The sequence below is a fragment of the Streptomyces sp. NPDC058525 genome (genome assembly GCF_042719495.1).
In the GTDB taxonomy this organism is placed as follows: Bacteria; Actinomycetota; Actinomycetes; order Streptomycetales; family Streptomycetaceae; genus Streptomyces.
On the sequence record NZ_JBHXNP010000200.1, the window covers coordinates 2,914 to 4,248 of the forward strand.

General features: G+C 76.3%; 1 protein-coding gene. It reads right to left on the bottom strand.

Annotated features, from left to right (window positions below; all coding sequences use genetic code 11):
• Positions 1-390: 390 nt before the first annotated feature.
• Positions 391-1,197, bottom strand: a complete 807-nt coding sequence (locus ACFWP3_RS41605; RefSeq protein ID WP_384232144.1) for an Fpg/Nei family DNA glycosylase — start codon at positions 1,195-1,197, stop codon at positions 391-393.
• Between the last annotated feature and the right edge of the window lie 138 nt (positions 1,198-1,335).

Consider the following 1,335-nt stretch of genomic DNA (forward strand, 5'->3'; position numbering starts at 1 on the left):
CCAGGCGGGCGGTTGGCTGGTCCGGGCGGGCGCTCGCGGGGCGGGCGGGCGGTGGCAGGCCGACCGGGCACTCGCAGGCCGGGAGGGCGGCGGCAGGTCCGACCGGGCGCTCGCAGGCCGGGAGGGCAGGTGGCCGGTCCGACCGGGCGCTCGCGGTCGGGCAGGCAGTTGGCCGGTCCGACCGGGCGCTCGCAGGCCGGGCCGGGCACCCGCCCGCCCGACCGAGCGCTCGCGGTCGGGCAGGCAGTTGGCCGGGCCGGGCGGGCGCTCGCGGGTCAGGCGGGCGCCAGCCGACCCGGCCCGGGCGCCGGCCGGCCCGGCCCCGGCGCCAGCCGGCCTGACTCGGGCGTCAGCTGGCCCCGGCCCGCGAGCGCCCTGTCCGGCCCGCCGCTAGCGCGTCTGGCAGCCCGGGCACCAGAAGAGGTTGCGGGCGGCGAGGTCGGCGGTGCGGATCTCGGCGCCGCAGATGTGGCAGGGCAGGTTCGCCCGGCGGTAGACGTACACCTCGCCGCCGTGGTCGTCGACCCTCGGCGGCCGGCCCATGGCCTCGGGCAGGTGCTCGTCGCGGACGGTGTCGATGCGGTTGTTGCGCACGCCCTCGCGCATCAGCGCGGCCAGGTCCGCCCACATGGCGTCCCATTCGGCGCGGGCGAGGTCCTTGCCGAGCCGGTAGGGGTCTATGCCGTGCCGGAAGAGGACCTCGGCGCGGTAGACGTTGCCGATGCCCGCGACGACCTTCTGGTCCATGAGGAGCGCGGCGATCGTGGTGCGGGAGCGGGAGATCCGGGACCAGGCGCGGTCGGGGTCGTCGGCCGGGCGCAGCGGGTCGGGGCCGAGCCGGTCGTGCACCGCCTTTTTCTCGCCCTCGCCGATCAGCGCGCAGGCGGTGGGTCCGCGCAGGTCGGCGTAGTGCTCCTCGTTCAGGAGCCGCAGCCGGACCGTGTCGGCCGCGGGCGGCGCCGGGGCGGGGCCGAAGCCGAGCTTGCCGAAGAGGCCGAGGTGGATGTGGATCCAGGCGTCGCCCAGCTCGAGGAAGAGGTGCTTGCCGTGTGCCTCGGCGCTCTCCAGCTCGCGCCCGTCGAGCAGGGCCGCGCTCTCCGCGAAGCGGCCCTGGGGGCTGCTGACCGAGACCGGGCGTGCGGCGAACCGCTCGGTGTGGTCCTGGGCGAGGCGGTGGATCGTATGCCCCTCGGGCACGGCGGGATCTCCTGGGAAGGGAAACGGCCGCGGGGGCCCCCCCGGGGGGCGCCGGGCGGCCGCGGGCCACTGTATTATTAAAAAAAAACAAACCCCCCCCCAAAAAAAACCAATCGGTGTGGGGCGGAGGGGGGTATA